Source organism: Okeania sp. SIO2C2, assembly GCF_010692625.1.
GTDB classification, from domain to species: domain Bacteria; phylum Cyanobacteriota; class Cyanobacteriia; order Cyanobacteriales; family Microcoleaceae; genus Okeania; species Okeania hirsuta.
The window spans coordinates 141,555-159,917 of record NZ_JAAHGM010000003.1 but is presented as its reverse complement, the minus strand read 5'-3'; the positions used below and the strand labels follow the sequence as shown (position 1 = coordinate 159,917).

Genomic DNA, 18,363 nt, shown 5'->3' with positions numbered 1-18,363 from the left:
ATAATGGATAATTGATAATTGATAATTACCTCTCCCTAAAAGGAAGAGGATTGAATAAAAGGAAAATTGGCGTTGCTGATTTGAGGTATGATATCTTGTCCGGATAAGAGGGCGAGCAAAAAACTTTCTCCTTTTACTCGGGGTTTCTTATTCTTTCTTCCTTCCTGACTCCTGAGGACTGACTCCTGACTCCTAAAGAATTAAAATTAATACCATACACGTGCTTCAGCAACGCCGGAAAATTTTTTCTCTCTTGGTCGATTGGATATGGCGAGGAGACCCGTTCTTGCAGACCCGCTCCGAAGATCGCCATCCCACCCTACGGGAAGCTGCGCTAACGACCGCTTGTTTCTCCTTGTTTATGAGAGGATTTTTACCTTAATTATTCGGTAAACGGAAGAGGGAAGAGGAAGGAAGACTATTGAGCAAGAAAAAAACTTAAATTTCCTGTAAATATTTACTCTTGGGTTTACACAAACGATATAGTACGGACATGATATTATCATATAGCGTTTCTCAGACTAATGAGGTACACCTATCTTTTTTCTATCCTATTCCCTATTCCCTGTTCCCTAAAACAAACGAATTTTTTACCTTACGCTTTTTGAGAATTGCTATATATTGGAATTATATTGGAATAGTATTTAAGCAGGTACACAAAATTAATTACACATTTTTTAATACTAAGTTACTTATATTGTAAACATTATATAGAATTGGAGTAGGTCAATATTTTTTTTAGTTGCTTATAAACTATGTTTATTTTGGGGGAAATCACTACTTGTAAACTACTAATATCATGTCCGCTTAATTAGTGATTATACAGTTTGTAGGTTGTAGGTTATAGGTTGTAGGTGTTAGGTGTAAATTCAAGAGGGAAGACTTGAAACGGAGTGGAAATTTGGGATATTTCTTAAACATTGAGAGGAAAATATTTTTATTATACTTAATCATCCGGACATGATATAACAATCTTTTCGAGCATTTTTGGATTTTTCACTCTTCCTTCCTGTTTTCTATAATTTTTTTCTATTAATTTTAGTTGAATATTATATTTGTTTAATTGGCAATAAAAAACTTCCTTCTTCTTCCCTCCTGACTGTAGGTCGCCAATCCGACGGTTCTCCTACCTAACTACTCGGTCCTTATTTATAATATCAAGCATCATTAATTAGCCATAATAAAAATGTTCTTCTCTGGAGAGAGAATATTTTTTCTGTTTGTCATAGTGAGTAAACAAATTTCCTCTTGCTCCCTACTCCCTACTCCCTAAATTTTTCCGAAGTGGTTATTTAAAGAAACACGATCTAAGATATTAAATAGAAATAATATATACGTTAATTTTGAATTTAATTGATTATAATGTTGACAATAAAAATTGTGTTGCTTGAGGAGCAGAATAAAAATGAGTAATCATAATCATTCTCATTGTTGTAGCTGTCACCATGAAGAAAACCATACTGATACTAATCAACCTATTCAAGAGTCAAGTTTAAAACAGGAAATTTTACCTCTACTTCCAGTTATTATCATCTATATTTTAGGTTTAATTTTCTATAAACAATTACAAAATAGTGCCTATGGAATAGGACAATATATAGTGTTTATTCCTATCTATATATATAGTGGTTGGACTGTACTGACCAGCGCTGGAAAAAATATTTTGAAAGGTAGAATATTTGATGAAAATCTTTTAATGACTGTAGCTACATTAGCAGCGATCGCTATTCATAAATTGCCGGAAGCAGTGGCAGTTATGTTGTTTTATCAAATTGGCGAAACATTCCAGGAATATTCTGTAAAATGTTCCCGTAGTTCTATCAAATCATTATTAGAAATTCGTCCAGATTATGCAAATTTAAAAATTGACGATTCTCTACAAAAAGTCTCTCCTGAAACAGTAGCAGTTGGTAGTGAGATAGTTGTTAAACCAGGAGAAAAAATCCCCTTAGATGGTGAAATTATTTCTGGAAATTCCCAAGTTGATACTTCTGCTTTAACTGGAGAATCAATACCTAGAAATTTTACAGTTGGGCAAACAATATTAGCAGGCATGGTTAGCCAAACGGGAGTATTAACTATTTACGTTACTAAACCATTTTCTGAATCTTCAATTTCCAGAATTCTAGAGTTAGTTGAAACTGCCAAAACTAAAAAATCTAAAACTGAAAGATTTATGACAACTTTTGCCAGGTACTATACCCCAATAGTTGTCTTTATTTCTTTAGCGATCGCTCTTCTGCCTCCTCTATTTATCTCTGATGCTACTTATGCAGATTGGATAAATAGAGCTTTAATTGTATTAGTAGTTTCCTGTCCTTGTGGATTAGTAATTAGCATTCCTTTGGGTTATTTTGGGGGAGTTGGTGGAGCGGCAAAACGAGGAATATTAGTTAAAGGTTCTACATTTTTAGATGATTTAGCTAGGATTAAAACTGTGGTTTTTGATAAAACTGGAACTTTGACAGAAGGTAAACTTCAAGTGACAGATATTGTGACAAAAAATGGCTTGACTAAACCATATTTAATCGAAGTAGCAGCTAAGGTTGAATCTTTATCAAACCATCCTATTGCTCAAGCAGTTTATAAATATAATTCTAGGAAAATTGATAATTCTGATGTTTCAGAATATCAAGAAATTGCCGGGTGTGGAATTAAGGCAAAAGTTGGTAATAAAACAGTTATTGCGGGAGGCGATCGCCTGTTACATTTAGAAGATATTCAGCACGATATTTGTGATATTGGAGATACTGCAGTTCATTTAGCAGTTGATAGTAAATATGTTGGTTATATCGTAATATCTGACCAGATTAAATTAGATGCTGCTCGGGCAATTAAATCTTTGAAAAATTTGGGTGTGGAAAAAACTGTAATGTTAACGGGAGATAATCAAACAGTTGCTCAACGGGTGGCAGAAAATTTAGGTTTAGATAGTTATGAAGCTGAATTATTACCAGAAGATAAAGTTAATGCCATTGAAAAATTACTATATCGGAATAATAGGAAAGTTGCTTTTGTTGGTGATGGAATTAATGATGCTCCGGTTATTGCTCGTGCTGATGTTGGTATGGCAATGGGTAGCATTGGTTCGGATGCTGCAATTGAAACTGCGGATGTTGTAATTATGACCGATGCTCCTTCTAAGGTTGCTGAAGCAATACAAATTGGCAGGAAAACGCGTCGCATTGTTTGGCAAAATATTGGTTTTGCCATAGGAGTAAAGGGGTTGTTTATTTTGTTGGGAATAGCAGGGTTGGCAAATATTTGGGAAGCGGTATTTGCAGATGTTGGTGTGGCGTTAATTGCTATTTTTAATTCTAGTCGAGCATCTATGAATGCAAAAGTCAAAAGTCAAAAGTCAAAAGTAAGAGAAGTTATAAATGCAAAAGTCAAAAGTCAAAAGTCAAAAGTAAGAGAAGTTATAAATGCAAAAGTCAAAAGTCAAAAGTCAAAAGTAAGAGAAGTTATAAATGCAAAAGTCAAAAGTCAAAAGTCAAAAGTAAGAGAAGTTATAAATGCAAAAGTCAAAAGTCAAAATTCAAAAGTTAAAAGTTAAAAGTTAAAAATCTAACTTTCGATTGGCAAAGTATCAATTTTCTGAGGATGCAATTAAAGACATTAATGAAATTTGTGATTATCTTGCCAAAAATAATCCTCATTTTTTCTGCCATAATCATCCCAAAATAATAGCTTTTTGAAATTTTTCCACCGAAAAGCTGGTACTTTTTTTCAACTCTAAAATGCTAAAACCAATATCAGTCAATACTTTCATATTTATTCAGCAAGCCCTATTTAATTATACTAATGCTACCGGATTTGATATAAGCTGGCGCTACGTTCCTCAACTTAACCTACCCTTACAGTACTTTTCAAATTGATGAACCTGAAAAACGCTTTTGATAATTGATAATGGATAATTGATAATTACCTCTCCCTAAAAAGGATAGGATTGAATAAAAGGAAAAAATTTATTTTTTTCCCCTTTCAAGGGGAAGCTTTAAACCTGAATTATTGAATTATTGAATTATTAATTATTCGGTAATCAGACATAATATTACTGCTTTTTATCGAATTCTTTTTCTACTTGCGGAACTGGAAATATATCTTGAATTTTTTCTACCAATTTAGGAAACCCAGATGGAAATAACTTAGGATAAATAATCAGCAAAATAACTCCAAGAATAGCAGAACCTAAGTAGTAAAGAATTTGCCCATTCTGCATCCAAGTCAAGAAATCTAAAAATCAAAATTTCTTGAGTTTATCTTTTTCTGGTTGAGGAGAATTTCCTGTGACTTTAGCTGCGATATTACTCCGATCACCCAATACATTTCCCATCATATTTCCATCTTGACTTTCAATTTTCCGACTTTGGTCGTTGAGAATTTTTTCAGCCTCTAAAAATCAAAATTTCTTGAGTTTATCTTTTTCTGGTTGAGGAGAATTTCCTGTGACTTTAGCCGCGATATGACTCTGATAACCCAATATATTCCCCATCAGATTTTCAATTTTCTGACTTTGGTCATTGAGAATTTTTTCAGCCTCTAAAAATCAAAATTTCTTGAGTTTATCTTTTTCTGGTTGAGGAGAATTTCCTGTGACTTTAGCTGTGATATTACTCTTATCACCCAATACATTACCCATCAGATTTCCATCTTGACTTTCAATTTTCCGACTCTGGTCGTTGAGAATTTTTTCAGCCTCTAAAAATCAAAATTTCTTGAGTTTATCTTTTTCTAGTTGAGGAGAATTTCCTGTGACTTTAGCCGCGATATTACTCTCATCACCCAACACATTCCCCGAAACATTTCCACCTTGATTTTCAATTTTCCTACTTTGGTCATTAACAATTTTTTGAGTCATAGATGTAGGTTGGGTTGAGGGACAAAACCCAACAAAAATCTTTCTCCCCTACTCTCCTACTCCCCTACTCCCCTACTCCTCTAATGCACTATTTTAGATGAAATAGTCTACTACTGAACTATGTGATTTATTAATCTGAAAAACGCTGTAATTATACCAATTTGGAAAAAGAATGTTACGAATAATCAGGGTAGTTAAAAGACAAGTGTACAAGATACCCCTTGGACTAAAAAGATAAATTATGACCTAATAAATAGTATCAAGGCCATTCATTGTGAATCACTCCTCCTGACTTCCCCTCCTGGGAGGGATTAAGGGTGGGTTGACTCCTAAGAAATCACCTAGTTATTTGTAGCAAATACTTATCAAATTGGTATTAGACATAATATTACCGATTTTTATCGAATTCTTTTTCTACTTGTGGAGCTGGAAATATATCTTGAATTTTCTCTACCAATTTAGGAAACCCGGATGGAAATAATCTGGGATAAATAATCAGCAAAATAATTCCAAGAATAGCAGAACCTAAGTAGTAAAGAATTTGCCCATTCTGCATCCAAGTCAAGAAATCTAAAAATCAAAATTTTTTGGGTTCCTGTTTTTCTGGTTGAGGAGAATTTCCTGTGACTTTAACTGTGATATTACTCCGATCGCCCAATACATTACCCGTAATATTTCCACCTTGATTTTCAATTTTCCTGCTTTGGTCGTTGAGAATTTTTTCAGCTTCTAAAAATAAAATTTTTTTGGGTTCCTGTTTTTCTGGTTGAGGAGAATTTCCTGTGACTTTAGCTGCGATATTACTCTCATCACCCAACACATTCCCCGAAACATTTCCACCTTGATTTTCAATTTTCCTACTTTGGTCATTGACAAATTTTTGAGTCATAGTTTGACTGCCAATAATCTGATTATCATTAATATGTATTACTGAACCACTGCTATTATTTATTGTATAGTTTCTAGGATAGCTAACTTGGAAAAATTCCCTACTCATACCACTATCTATTACATCATCAATCAAACTTCGGATATCAACTTCATAATAGGGATAATTATCGCAGTTAGTTTTTTGTCTGCCATTACTTTTCCATTCATTTAATTTATCAAATTTGTAGAAGTGAGGATTCTGACTATTATTACAAGCTGCACAATTACATGGAATTAATTTATTATATTTGAGTCGATTATTATAAGAACTATGAATTTTATCTAATTCGTGAGTCACAATAGTCATCAAATCCCGTTTTTGTTGCCCATAAATCCTAATTTTTATTTCTCTCTTGCCATAATATTCAATTACTTCTGCTCTGGTTTGATTTTTCTTGAGAATAACTCTACTTTTCCAAACATATTTTTGCTACTCAATATCCTTGTGCATCGCCACAATAAACTGAGTAATTATTCCTTTAGGCATAAATTCGTAAGTGTAACGTAATATCAGATTATTACTTTCATCCCAGTTATATTCTGGTTGAGCTTCTGTTAAAAGTTGAGGTGCAATATAGGTTTGAGAAGTACCAGGAATTTTATAGCAGAGTTTAAATTTAATCATTAATTGCAGTAGTTCATCGTGCATATCTACATATTTATATTCATGCCAAATCTTGGTTAAATCATCCTTGGTAAATTTGCCAAAATTATCATAAACTTGCCGATTATCTAGTGCTTTATAAACTGCTGCTGTTCCCCATTCTGGTTTGAGAATAACTGTTTTATTTAACAGTGGGTCATCTTGAAAATGAAGACAAACTCCTAAGTCATGTAAGTAGCCACTTAATTGTAATTTATCCTCTCGTTTCTTAAAGCCATTCTCTTCACAAATGGATAAATATTCTGTCAAACTAATATAGTTGCGACTATCTGTTTCTAATACTTCACGAACTTTTTTCCAAGTCTTAGGAAGGGCACTGCCAATATGAGGTAAATTACTAATGTAATGTTGGATATCTGTTTGAATTTCTTCTAAACCTCGGTTAGTTGCCAGATTAGTAGCTAAGATTTCTTTGATATTAGAAAATTGACCTTGCAATGCTCTCTGATTAATTTCCCGTTTACATTCTTGTTTCTCATTTTTGATAATTAATAAAGGACTATTATCGCTCAACAATTCTGCTATATTCAGCCAATAATAAAAATCTGTATCTTCTTTACGAGTATCTGCCACAAGAATATATAGGGAGCGTTTAGTCAGAAAAAATTGGTGAGTAGCATGATAAATTTCTTGTCCGCCAAAATCCCAAATATTCATCTGAAAGTCATGTTGATTTGTTGTGGGAAAATTCCATATAGGGCAACAGGCAACAGGGAAGAAGATTTCTGAAAAAAGACACAAAAAATTATCTAGATCTATATGTGTAATTTCCACTCCTATGTCTTTTAGCTAGATTTTTTTTCAGTACTTCAGTAACGTGCTAGAATACAATTTTAGTAAAAATCATATAATAATAAGTAGATTAAAAAACTAAGACGTTATAGTTTTAGTGCCTGATTTCTAGGGGCAACAACCTACTGACTAGATCGAAAAACTAAGACGTTGTAGTTTTGAGTGTCTGATTTCTAGAGGCAACAACCTACTGACTAGATCGAAAAACTAAGACGTTGTAGTTTTGAGTACCTGGTTTCTAGAGGCAACAACATCTACATCTTAATAGATAGATGGAAAAACTAAGACGTTGTAGTTTTGAGTGTCTGATTTCTAGAGGCAACAAAGCCGACTAGATCGAAAAACTAAGACGTTATAGTTTTGAGTGCCTGATTTCTAGAGGCAGCAAAATCTAATAGATAGATGGAAAAACTAAAACGTTGTAGTTCTGAGTGTCTGATTTCTAGGGGCAACAAAGCCGACGAGATGGCAAAACTAAGACGTTGTAGTTTTTAGCGCCTGATTTCTCGGGGCAACAACCTACTGACTAGATGGAAAAACTAAGACGTTATAGTTTTTAGCGCCTGATTTCTAGAGGCAACAACATCTACAACATCTAATAGATAGATGGCAAAACTAAGACGTTATAGTTTTTAGTACCTGATTTTTCACCGCCACAGAATCTACAACAGCAGAAAAACTAAGACGTTATAGTTTTCATCCTATTCCCTATTCCCTGCTATATAGCAATGTGCGCTGGCATATTTACAAATTGCAAGAATTGTCCAATAGCTAAAAGTCTTATGTTATCAGCTTTTTATTCTCCCTGTTGCCTGTTACCTGCGCGCAGCGCTATTCCAACCAAGATGAAAGATCCCTGTCAATCAAATCTTGTAACTTGAGAATATCTTCACGGTAGAATTCAGTTAATAGTTGACGCTCTTCTGAAGAAAGAGGTTTGAGTTCTTTTCCTGCTGAATTTAACTTAATTATACCAGAGCGTAATTTCTGCCGCGTTTCTAAAGGCATTAATATTTTGAGCGTTGATGAAATAGCTGTCCTAATTGGATTTTTTGTTTGCAATAAATTATTCAACGTTTGATTCTTAGGTACAGCTGCACTTTGACTACGCTTTGAAGTATCAGGGTTAAATGTATCATCTACTCCAATAAATCTATAAATCTCTTGCATAACCTTTAAAGAATCTTTAGTTAAATCATCATGGAGAATAATTTTTAATTTTTCCCGGTCGAAACTATCAAAATAATGTTTGATAGGAGAATAATATAATCCTTTCTTGATTGTTGAAGAACTATCTGCACGAAATTTAACTTGTTCGCTTAGAGAACGAACTTTTCCCACATTTATCCCATCGCGAAGGTGCATTAAATAATCAGAATAAGCTCTGTCTACAGGATTTCTCAATATAGCAATCATTTTCACGTCAGGAACATAACGTTGAATCATTTCCGATGAAGTTTTATAGTTAACAAGATAGTTAGGAGAAGCTTCTCCTATAGCAATCTCATCTTTTACATTCATAAATAGTTCACAGTATCTTTCCCAGCTATTAATTCTTTTTCTTGTTCCTGTATCTGGTTTTTTTTCTGTATTGTTTTCCCAATCTGTAGCGAAAAAATTTGTTTCCTTAATGGGACTCATATACACCTGGGGATGTTCCTTTAAATATCCATAGACGGATGTAGTTCCTGCCTTCTGTACTCCTATTATTAGAAAAGTTGGTAACTTCATTGTATTTCTCCTAAATTTAAACTTATAGATATAGATATAGACATTTATTATTAAAGGTATCAGACTACTAATTCGGAGTTTAGAGTATAGTTTACTATGATGCTTAAATTATAATTTATTCAGAGCTATCTTCCACACATTCTGATGAATTAGTAACTCTTCATTCCTGATTAAGGTAAGAATAATTTAAATTCTATATCCTTCACAGGAGCACCCATTCCCTTGCGTCTGCTACAGATGCGGGGTCGTACCACTGTTAAGAGTTCCTTTTGGCACAAATTTTAGATATATGGTTTAAATGCAAAATAGCTGATATCTTGGTTTAGTTTACTGCATTGATAGACTATTGTAAATAATCTGAATATTATATCAATCCGTGCATAATTTATAAAAAACTCACCGCTGTTTCTAGTTAAATCTTCCCTTTTTCCTAATTTCCAGATATTATATACACAACCGCTTTAAGGATTACAATACTAAATGTTGAACACAGATTAAATTTGTTTTATATACCATATCCGGATGATTAAGTATCATAAAAATGTTCTATTGAAGCGATATTGAAGGAATATCCCAAATTTCTGCTCCCTTTCCAGTGTTTTCACTTGAATTTACACCTACCATCTACCGCCTAAGAAATTTGTTGGAAACAATTAGACAATATTGAAATAATAGATCAAAAATCAGCTTTTTTTTTATCAGTTAGTTTGACTTATTATCTCACTGTTTGAGTTTGTTTTTAATTTATTCGATCAGAGATTTTGAATCTAACAGCAAACCAGTAGGTTCATCATTATTATCCTCGTATTGAGGAAATAATTCGGAAATTTCTGATTGAGATTTCTCCGTTTTATCTTGAATCATTTTATACGCTTTTACTAAAATTTCCGATTGTGCTAATAGTAAATCATGTAAATCTATCAATCTTAAATTGCCATTCGACAACACTATAATTATTGGTTCGTAAATATAATTTTTTGGTCTATTTAGGGCAGTTAGTACTGCAGCATTAATTTGAAAATTTTCAGAAAGAACTAAAGGAGGAGTGCTAAGAAAATCCAACAATTCGCTAACAGGTTGCCTAGAAGAAAAGTCTTTATTTCCTGGTGATTTCATATACTCTAAGAATCTGACTTGTGAAATCATACCCAACATTTTTGTACTTTTAGTAATGATAACTCCTGGTAATTCTGGTTGTTGTCGAAATTTTTCTGCTACTTTTTTTACTAAAGTAGTAGTATTAACTTGAAAATCGTGGAAGGGTAAGTTTCCAACAGTGGAATAGAGTGTAAGCTGAACTAGGTTGGTCATTGAAAATAATGAAGAATAAGCAGTATGAAAAAATATGCTATGAGAATATGTTAACTTGGATAAATTTACAGTTAGATTAAATAATCTAAAATATAAAAAAAAGCTTAATAATTACATAAGCAATACTCTTTGTCCTGGTCCGGAATATTCTTATGGCCATTTTATCCAAAATCACCGGGGATGCCCAGTTTCCACCTGCAAAACCAAACTTAATTTTACCTTTAAATACCCTTGAGCTTTTAAGTCAGCTATTGCAACAAACAACTCAAGGTTTGAAGACTATATTAATTACGGAAGATATACTTGCCACCACTCAATCTCATAAATTCCCAGACCTAAAATTTACAGTAGTTATTTCAGAGGAGTTTAATGGACTTTTGTGGGGCACAAAAGTCAAGGAGTCATCAGATAATCAAAGTCAGAAGACAGAAGACCGACAAAAAGATCATAATTTACAATCTAACTCTTTTACCTTTCCTTTTTCAAGGGAAAATGTGGGAAATTTCAAATTTAATGTAGGTTTAACTTTTGACCCAGAGACAATCACACTTTTTGTATACCAGATTTTTAATATTATAGAAGAAGATAATAGTAACTCAGCGCTCATCTCTCAAATTAAATCTCAAATAAATAACCTGAAAGTCAATAATCCAAATCTCCAGGATGAATTTACCTTGAAATTACTAAAATTATTGACTTCTAATGAAAATATAGATTCTATTTTAGAGCAAAAAAGTAGTCAAACAATCAAGAAAAAAAAATCTTATTCTCAGACATCAAATTTACTATCAATAAATGATTCAATAGTTGGTATTTATGGATTATCAGGACCGGATTCAATACTGAATAATCAACAATATCCATTAGTATGTAAACCTATTGAGCAAGCTCTAAACCAACAGCTAGAACAAGAGATACTTCTGAATCAAGTCACAACTCAAATTCGTCAAAGTTTAGAACTACCAGAAATTTTATCAACGACTGTAGAGCAGGTTCAAAAATTGATGAAAGTTGATAGATTATTAATTTATCAATTTAATTATTCCTTATCTTTAACAAATAAAACAAATAATATTACAACAGACAATCAAAGAAAAGGTACTGTTAAATATGAAGCATTAGCATCCGAAAAAAAATCTTCAGTATTAGGTTTAAGTGAAGGAGAAAACTGCTTTTTTCCTCCTCATAACTCGATTGTGAAATATAGTAAAACATTTGTTCGTGCTATAGCTGATACAGAAGTAGTTTATGGTAAATTTCCTTGTTTAGTAGAATTGATGCAACAACATCAAGTCAAAGCTAAATTAGTAGTATCAATTATAGTCAATCGACAATTATGGGGATTATTAATTGCCCATCACTGTTCGATTCGAGAGTGGCAAGATAATGAAAAAAGATTTCTCAAAGAAATAGCAGAACACTTAGCGATCGCTATTTACCAAGCTCAATTATATGAAGAATTGCAAAAGCAAAAACAAACTTTAGAAAAGCAAGTAGCTAGGCGGACTCAAGACCTTTATGATGCTCTACAAGCAGCAGAATCAGCTAATCGTACTAAGAGTGAATTTTTGGCCACAATGAGCCATGAATTACGCACTCCTCTCACTTGTGTTATTGGTATTTCTTCAACTCTTTTACGCTGGTCTTATGGAAATAGAGGAGCTAAAACAATCCCAATACAAAAGCAAAGAGATTATTTACAAATAATCCATGATAGTGGCGAACATCTCCTAGAATTAATCAATGATATTCTTGATTTATCTCAAGTAGAAGCTGGCAAAGCAGTTTTAAATATTGGTGATTTTTCTCTCTCTAAATTAAGTTATGAACTTTGGCAAACTTTTAGAGAAAAAGCAGAAAAAAACGAAGTAAAATTAACTTTAGAGCAAACAATAAATCCACAACTAGATCTATTTACTGCCGACCAAAGGCGAGTTAAACAAATTCTCTTTAATCTTCTCAGTAATGGAATTAAATTTACTCCTAGTGGGGGGAGTGTCATACTTAAAGTTATCAGAGACAAAAATACAGCAATTTTTCAAGTAGAAGATACCGGTATAGGAATTTCTGAAGAGCAAAAACCATTATTATTTAAGAAATTTCAACAACTAGATTCTCCTTATAATCGTCAGCAAAGTGGTACGGGTTTAGGTCTGGCTTTAACAAAACAATTAGTAGAACTTCATGGTGGAATTGTTGAAGTAGAATCTGCTATTGATTTTGGCTCTACTTTTACAGTGAAATTACCAGCACAACCCCTAACATTAAAAAATGAAGAATTAAAACAAAAAGAAGAAAATTCACCTAAGATTTTATCCTTGCAAGGTAGCGTAGTGTTGATTGAGCAAGAAGAAGATGTTGCCACAGTAATTTGTGATATTTTGACAGCAGCAGGATTAAAAGTTATATGGATAATAGAAGGTTCTACAGCAGTGGAGCAAACTATTTTGTTGCAACCTCTTGCTGTAATTGTAGATATGCAATTACCAGGAATGGATGGTGTAGAAATTATCCAGCAGTTACGCACAACAAATAGTAGTGAAAATCCAAAAATTCTGGCATTAACTACTTTTGATCAACAAATAGATATGGAATATTGTTATACTGTTGGTGCAGATGAATGTTTGACTAAACCAATTAATATCGAATATTTATTGAGTAAAATGATAGACTTGCTGACCAAATAAGAATTCAGTCATAGGTAATTGGTAATATACCTGACCAGTATGGTAATTTCTATAAGTAAGTTTCAAGTATTTAGTAACTTTTGTTGTTTTCATAGTTATTTGAAACTTTCAAATATCTCATTACTATTACTTTTAAAATGGTATAATCATATTTTATTTGTGGAGCTTACAGCACTTTTCATTTAAGTAGACTACGAAATTATTTTTGCTTAAGGAGTGGGGAGCAGAAAAATGCTTTAGCCACTATAGTCTATATATGTGAAAATCCCTATAATATCAAATTAATATGAAGTTGTATAGAATAATATTTTAATCAGAGTTGATTGTAGATCGGGACATACAAGTTAATAAATTTTATAATTCTGTGCAGCTTCACATAAAATTGGTATAACACCTAAAACCTAATATTATATCCGGTTGAATAATTATAAATAACGACGGAGGAGTCAAGAGAGAATAAAAAGAAAGAGGATCAGAAAGTTTTTTATTACTAATTATCCGGACTTGATATAAAGTCTAACACCTAACACCTAAGACCTAATTCTGTACAGCCTCATATAAAATTGGTATAATTCCTGATACTGGCTACATGAATTTATCTCTACTTATAATTTATAAATCAGCTCTAACATCTATACAAAATAATTATTTAACCATGACTAATAAATACTCCGATCTATCATTACCACAAGGTTTAATCATTTCTTGTCAAGCTCCCACTGATTCCCCTTTAAATCATCCAGAAGTTATTGCAGCTATGGCACAAGCATCTATAAATCAGGGAGCTTCAGCAGTGAGAATAGATACACCATCCCATATTCGAGCAGTGCGACAGAGAATTACTCAACCAATTATTGGTTTGTGGAAGCAACAAATACCAGGATTTGAAGTTTATATTACGCCCCAATTTTCAGATGCAGAAGCGATCGCCAAAGCAGGAGCAGATATTATTGCTGTTGATGCTACTGCCAGAAAACGTCCGGGAGGAGAAACTTTAGCAACATTAATTACTCGTATTCATAATGAATTAGGAAAACCAGTAATGGCCGATGTAGATACTATAGAAGCAGCACAACTAGCTGTAGAAGAAGGTGCGGATTTTGTTGCCACTACTCTGTATGGTTATACTGAGCAAACAATCACAAAATCTCCTCCTGGTTTTGAGCTGTTAAAACAGATAGTAAAAAACTTAGAAGTGCCAGCAATTTGTGAAGGAGGTATTGCTTCTCCCACAATGGCAAAAAAAGCTATGAATTTAGGAGCTAATGCTGTAGTTGTCGGGACAGATATTACAGGAATTGATAGTAAAGTCAAAGCTTACAAAATGGAGATGATTTCTTAAATTAGCTAAATACGCTAATTATTTAATGCGCTTTTATATCATGTCCGGTTGAATATTTATAAATAAATAACGGATGAGTCATAATTCAGGAGGAAAGAAAGAATAAAGAAGAAGAAAGGGCGTTGCACAGTGACAAATTATTTTATATTTTTGATGAACAATATTTTGGATTTGAGAATTGCTAAAATGATTAATATTAGGTTTTTTACTCAAAATCTAAACTAATTTTTGGCAATATCATTCCATAATGTGCAAACCCCAATATTAAATCGGATCATCTCCCCTAACTATATAATAAGTATTCAACCGGATTTGATATTACTCCGTGTATAGTAAGTTACAAGGGTTTCTAGAAGAGGAAAAAAATTGATAATAGCAAGGGGTGAAAGATATAGCAAAGAACGGGAAAAAAGAATCAAACTGGAGAAGAGAATGACTTTTTTGTAGAGTCTTATATCAAATTCTGTTTAATCGGAATGATATAGTTTCTTTTATTATTATTAGTAAGGACTTTCCGTTCCGAAAGCCCTGAAAATATTGACTCTTCTTCCTCAATATTTAATAATACTGAGGCTTTGTTGCACAAAGGAAGGAAATAGGTTCAACAATTAATAATGAATAATGAATAATTAATAATTACCTCTCCTTGAAAAGAAGAGGATTGACTAATAATGAAAATTTTTCTTTATTATCCCCTTAAAAGGGGAGGCGCATACCCACAATTTTTCAGTAAAAATAGCAGTGCATGACACGAAAAACCTACACCGAAGTAGATCTGAGTAACTCCAAGTCTAATTCCAAGTACCGGGTAAGCAACTGGTCTGAATATGATCCTTCCCTAAAGCACAGAGGGAGTCTGACATTTTGGCTCAGTCCTGAAGTAATAGAGCAGTGGGTAAACCAACAGAAAACAAGACCTAGGGGAGCATCGAATAGTTATAGTAATGTAGCTATTGAATTAATGGTCTCTGTGAGTAGCTTGTTTGGATTAGCAGGACGACAAACAGAAGGATTTGTCGAATCTATATTTAGTTTGATGGAACTAGACTTACCTGTACCAGACCATAGCACTGTATCTCGTCTGATCAGGAAGTTAAACATTACTATACCAGTGATACCAAAGGCAGAAGGGACTCACGAGCGTAGTAGATTCTACGAGAGTCAAAGTATATGGTGAAGGGGAATGGAAGACCAGGATTGACGGTGTAGGTAAACCTGTAAAATTGCGTAAACTACATCTAGGGGTAAATGTTTGCGCAGCATTCCGAAGGAAAGCGACAGGAGAAATAATTGCTACTGTAGTAACAACCAACGATGTTAGTGATGACCAAGTATTCTCTGACTTGCTTGATGGAGTTGAAGATGAAATAGTACAAGTTTCGGGTGATGGAGCATACGACAAGTGCAAGTGCTATGAAAAAGCTAGTCACAAAGGAGCTAAAATCACAATTCCGCCACGAAAAAATGCGGTGATTTGGCAGCATGGCAACTGTAGAGGTACTCCCCATCCTAGAGATGAAAACCTTAGACGCATTGGTATCTGTGGGCGAAAGAAGTGGAAAGGTGAAAGTGGCTACCACAGGCGTTCTCGCTTCAGAAACTACAATGTTTAGACTCAAAGCTTTATTTGGAGGAAAGTTGAGAAGAGGATTATTTAACAACCAAGCGGTGGAGTTATTCATTCAATGCACTATACTTAACCCCATGATACATAATGGTAAACTCGAAAGTTATCAAGTAGACATCTAGTCTCCCCCTCTTGTGGGAGTAATTTGTGATTCCGGAACGGATCGCGGAGCGAATCGCAACTTTCATGCAACAAAGCCTAATACTGATGCTATCCAAATCTAATATTGCTTTCTCCTCCAAGAGCCATAGTTACTCTCAACTCTTTAGCAGAGTAAAAATATCTTTGATTCCTTCTGCTGTGTTTCCTCTAACTTTTTTGTATAGCAGAAGGAAGAAATAAGTAAGGAAAATGTTGCGTTGTTTGAGTTTTAAGCTTTTGATATGTCAAATTTAGTAATGGCTACTGCTATAACTATTCATTTTTAACTCATGGTAAAATGTAGTGAAATATACAACGAACTATAACCCGAAAAGATATAATTGAACAAATAATTAACCACAATTTTTTAAAGGTACATCTACTACTACATCTACTACTAAAAGTGGTTAATATTCCGGACAAAAAGCAGGGTGTAAAGAAAAATCAACAAGATGAAACACTTATGCAATTATAATGACTCAAGATATTGGTTTATATTCTAAATCTCCTCACCTTGTCAGAAGTGCTGGGCAACAAATTGTCTCGAAACGTAGTCGCTTGGTGCAAGCATTCACAATGATGCTACTGATCACTAGCTTAATTGGTATCAATGCTTATCGTGTAGTACAACTACAATTAGTTCAGGGAGAGTATAACCGCGAACGTGCAGAAAACAACCGCATTCGTCTAGTTCCAGTGGCAGCGAGTCGTGGTACAATTTATGACCGCAAAGGTAAAATATTAGCGGGTAACCAGCTGTCTCGCTCCCTATATTTGTGGCCTCAAGAATACTCAGCTGCAGAGTGGTCAGAAGTTGCAACCGAATTAAGTTCAATTTTAGACATTTCCGCTAGCGATATTATCAACAAATTAGAAGAATTTGGCTATGATTCACCCCTAGGAGTTAGAATATTTTCTAATCTCGATCCCACTACCTTCATAGCATTAGCAGAAAAAACTGGTGAAACACGAGGACTAGAAGTGCGTACTGAAAATATTCGCTACTATCCTAATGGCAGTTTAGCAGCTCATTTGATTGGATATACTGGCGAAGCAACCAAAGAAGAATTGATATCTAACCCCAAATACCCAATGGGAATGATTGTTGGTAAAATGGGGATAGAAAGTTCCGCAAACTCTACGTTGGAGGGAGTTTGGGGTAATCGTTTGATTGAAGTTGACGCTAAAGGTAACAAAATCCAGGAACTGGGAGCCAAAAATCCGACATCAGGCAAATCAGTCAAATTAACCTTAGATATCGATATTCAAAAAGCAGCAGAAAAAGCACTAGGAAACCGTCGGGGTGCGGCAGTTGCCATCAATCCCAAAACAGGGGAAATCTTAGCAATGGCAAGCGGACCTACATTTGACCCTAGTCTATTTACTGGTAAGATGACAACCTCAGAATGGCAACGTCTGCAAGGTGCAAGTAAGCCCTTTTTCAATCGTGCGCTCCAGGGTTATCCGCCAGGAAGTACTTTCAAAACAGTTGCTTCTGTTGCAGCACTCCAGTCTGGTAAGTATTCTCCTAACTCTAGAGTGAGAACTTATAATGCTGTCACTATTGGTGGCATTACTTTTAACGAACACAGTGGAGGTTATGGGTTAATTGGTTTTAGGGATGCTTTAGCTTACAGTAGCAATACATTTTTCTATCAAATGGCTGTGAATATTGGCCCGGAATTAATTTCTAAATGGGGGCGAGAGTTAGGTATTGGTGGCAGTATTGACTTAAAACTATTGGGTATAGATGGTAATCATGGCCAAATCCCCACTCCTAAACAAAAAGAAGAGATTTATGGAGAACCTTGGCATACTGCTGATATTGTGACTATGGGTATAGGTCAAGGTTTGGTATTGGTAACCCCCTTAGAATCATCAGTGATGGTCAGCACGATCGCTAATGGTGGGTATCGAGTAAAGCCTCATTTATTGGCATCTCAAACTGGTACTGCAGCTACTAAATCAGTCAAAATTGGTCTGAAACCTTCAACTATTAATACAGTGCGCGAAGGATTAATTGATGTTGTGAGGAAGGGTACTGGCTGGAGTTTGAATGATGGTACTATCCCACTATCTGGGGGTAAGACTGGCACTGTGGAACTTCCAGGACAGGCAGATAACGCGATGTATATTGGGTTTGCACCTGCTTATCATCCTGAAATCGCTGTAGCAATTGCAGTTGAGGAGGGTGGTTACGGTTCGGTGGGTGCGGCTCCAATTGCAAAAGCAATTTTCAATACTTATTTTGCCAATAAAGGAAAATAGTATAGCAGA

General features: G+C 34.2%; 12 protein-coding genes and 1 pseudogene. 5 read left to right on the top strand and 8 right to left on the bottom strand.

What is annotated here, in order from left to right; genetic code table 11:
- Nucleotides 1-133 precede the first annotated feature (133 nt).
- Nucleotides 134-313: a hypothetical protein gene (locus F6K18_RS02905; RefSeq protein ID WP_287518487.1), complete on the bottom strand. Its 180-nt coding sequence runs from the start codon at nucleotides 311-313 to the stop codon at nucleotides 134-136.
- Nucleotides 314-1,405: 1,092 nt separating this feature from the next.
- Here F6K18_RS02905 and F6K18_RS02900 point away from each other — a divergent pair.
- A complete protein-coding gene (locus F6K18_RS02900) occupies nucleotides 1,406-3,556 on the top strand; it encodes a heavy metal translocating P-type ATPase (RefSeq protein ID WP_287518486.1) in 2,151 nt (716 codons plus the stop codon).
- A 498-nt stretch (nucleotides 3,557-4,054) separates the two neighbouring features.
- Here F6K18_RS02900 and F6K18_RS02895 read toward each other — a convergent pair whose 3' ends face one another.
- The 7 genes from F6K18_RS02895 to F6K18_RS02865 all read right to left on the bottom strand — a co-directional run bounded on the left by F6K18_RS02895 (nucleotide 4,055) and on the right by F6K18_RS02865 (nucleotide 10,289).
- A complete protein-coding gene (locus F6K18_RS02895) occupies nucleotides 4,055-4,222 on the bottom strand; it encodes a hypothetical protein (RefSeq protein WP_287518484.1) in 168 nt (55 codons plus the stop codon).
- Between the two features lie 486 nt (nucleotides 4,223-4,708).
- A complete protein-coding gene (locus F6K18_RS02890) occupies nucleotides 4,709-4,861 on the bottom strand; it encodes a hypothetical protein (RefSeq protein WP_287518481.1) in 153 nt (50 codons plus the stop codon).
- A 388-nt stretch (nucleotides 4,862-5,249) separates the two neighbouring features.
- Complete coding sequence (locus F6K18_RS02885; RefSeq protein ID WP_287518480.1) at nucleotides 5,250-5,417, bottom strand: hypothetical protein; 168 nt, start codon at nucleotides 5,415-5,417, stop codon at nucleotides 5,250-5,252.
- 21 nt (nucleotides 5,418-5,438) lie between these two features.
- Nucleotides 5,439-6,098, bottom strand: a complete 660-nt coding sequence (locus F6K18_RS02880) for a hypothetical protein (RefSeq protein WP_287518479.1) — start codon at nucleotides 6,096-6,098, stop codon at nucleotides 5,439-5,441.
- Nucleotides 6,099-6,221: 123 nt separating this feature from the next.
- Nucleotides 6,222-7,229, bottom strand: a complete 1,008-nt coding sequence (locus F6K18_RS02875) for a COR domain-containing protein (RefSeq protein ID WP_287518477.1) — start codon at nucleotides 7,227-7,229, stop codon at nucleotides 6,222-6,224.
- Nucleotides 7,230-8,078: 849 nt separating this feature from the next.
- Nucleotides 8,079-8,978: a sulfotransferase gene (locus F6K18_RS02870; RefSeq protein ID WP_287518475.1), complete on the bottom strand. Its 900-nt coding sequence runs from the start codon at nucleotides 8,976-8,978 to the stop codon at nucleotides 8,079-8,081.
- A gap of 744 nt (nucleotides 8,979-9,722) precedes the next feature.
- Nucleotides 9,723-10,289: a hypothetical protein gene (locus F6K18_RS02865; protein WP_287518474.1), complete on the bottom strand. Its 567-nt coding sequence runs from the start codon at nucleotides 10,287-10,289 to the stop codon at nucleotides 9,723-9,725.
- A gap of 152 nt (nucleotides 10,290-10,441) precedes the next feature.
- Between F6K18_RS02865 and F6K18_RS02860 the strand changes: the two genes are divergently transcribed.
- The 4 genes and pseudogenes from F6K18_RS02860 to mrdA all read left to right on the top strand — a co-directional run bounded on the left by F6K18_RS02860 (nucleotide 10,442) and on the right by mrdA (nucleotide 18,354).
- On the top strand, nucleotides 10,442-12,976 hold the full coding sequence (locus F6K18_RS02860) for a GAF domain-containing hybrid sensor histidine kinase/response regulator (RefSeq protein ID WP_287518472.1): 2,535 nt from the start codon (nucleotides 10,442-10,444) through the stop codon (nucleotides 12,974-12,976).
- Between the two features lie 655 nt (nucleotides 12,977-13,631).
- On the top strand, nucleotides 13,632-14,318 hold the full coding sequence (locus F6K18_RS02855; protein WP_287518470.1) for an N-acetylmannosamine-6-phosphate 2-epimerase: 687 nt from the start codon (nucleotides 13,632-13,634) through the stop codon (nucleotides 14,316-14,318).
- Nucleotides 14,319-15,063: 745 nt separating this feature from the next.
- Nucleotides 15,064-16,067 (top strand): annotated as a pseudogene (locus F6K18_RS02850) (IS5 family transposase).
- 493 nt (nucleotides 16,068-16,560) lie between these two features.
- The gene (gene mrdA, locus F6K18_RS02845) at nucleotides 16,561-18,354 is read left to right on the top strand and encodes a penicillin-binding protein 2 (RefSeq protein WP_287518468.1); all 1,794 of its coding nucleotides are present in this window, start codon (nucleotides 16,561-16,563) and stop codon (nucleotides 18,352-18,354) included.
- The last annotated feature ends 9 nt before the right edge of the window (nucleotides 18,355-18,363 follow it).

Excerpts from the sequence above, each read along its gene's own strand:
- F6K18_RS02905 (WP_287518487.1), bottom strand. The coding sequence starts at position 313 with ATGGCGATCTTCGGAGCGGGTCTGCAAGAACGGGTCTCCTCGCCATAT.
- F6K18_RS02900 (WP_287518486.1), top strand. The coding sequence starts at position 1,406 with ATGAGTAATCATAATCATTCTCATTGTTGTAGCTGTCACCATGAAGAA.
- F6K18_RS02895 (WP_287518484.1), bottom strand. The coding sequence starts at position 4,222 with ATGCAGAATGGGCAAATTCTTTACTACTTAGGTTCTGCTATTCTTGGA.
- F6K18_RS02890 (WP_287518481.1), bottom strand. The coding sequence starts at position 4,861 with ATGACTCAAAAAATTGTTAATGACCAAAGTAGGAAAATTGAAAATCAA.
- F6K18_RS02885 (WP_287518480.1), bottom strand. The coding sequence starts at position 5,417 with ATGCAGAATGGGCAAATTCTTTACTACTTAGGTTCTGCTATTCTTGGA.
- F6K18_RS02880 (WP_287518479.1), bottom strand. The coding sequence starts at position 6,098 with ATGACTATTGTGACTCACGAATTAGATAAAATTCATAGTTCTTATAAT.
- F6K18_RS02870 (WP_287518475.1), bottom strand. The coding sequence starts at position 8,978 with ATGAAGTTACCAACTTTTCTAATAATAGGAGTACAGAAGGCAGGAACT.
- F6K18_RS02865 (WP_287518474.1), bottom strand. The coding sequence starts at position 10,289 with ATGACCAACCTAGTTCAGCTTACACTCTATTCCACTGTTGGAAACTTA.
- F6K18_RS02860 (WP_287518472.1), top strand. The coding sequence starts at position 10,442 with ATGGCCATTTTATCCAAAATCACCGGGGATGCCCAGTTTCCACCTGCA.
- F6K18_RS02855 (WP_287518470.1), top strand. The coding sequence starts at position 13,632 with ATGACTAATAAATACTCCGATCTATCATTACCACAAGGTTTAATCATT.
- mrdA (WP_287518468.1), top strand. The coding sequence starts at position 16,561 with ATGACTCAAGATATTGGTTTATATTCTAAATCTCCTCACCTTGTCAGA.